This is a genomic window from Pseudomonas sp. SIMBA_068 (genome assembly GCF_046534705.1).
GTDB lineage: Bacteria > Pseudomonadota > Gammaproteobacteria > Pseudomonadales > Pseudomonadaceae > Aquipseudomonas > Aquipseudomonas putida.
Window position 1 is genome coordinate 1 of record NZ_JAWRYI010000390.1, and the last position, 278, is coordinate 278.

Annotated in this window: 1 protein-coding gene; it reads left to right on the top strand. The window is 64.4% G+C overall.

Features of this window, described 5'->3' with window-relative positions:
* Window positions 1-278 (top strand): AMP-binding protein (locus SB756_RS29665; RefSeq protein WP_410913137.1); only part of this gene is annotated, 278 nt, incomplete at both ends.

Genomic DNA, 278 nt, shown 5'->3' on the forward strand with positions numbered 1-278 from the left:
CCATGCTGGCCTGCACGCGAATCGGGGCCGTGCACTCGGTAGTGTTTGGCGGGTTCTCGCCGGATGCCCTGCGCGACCGCATTCTCGACGCCGATTGCCGCACCGTGATAACCGCCGATGAAGGCGTACGCGGCGGCAAGCCGATCGCACTGAAGAAGAATGTCGACAAAGCCCTGGCCAGTTGCCCGAACGTCAGCACGGTGCTGGTGGTACAACGCACGGGCGCTGCCGTGAACTGGAGCGAAGGCCGTGACCTTGCGTACCAGCAAGCCCTGGAT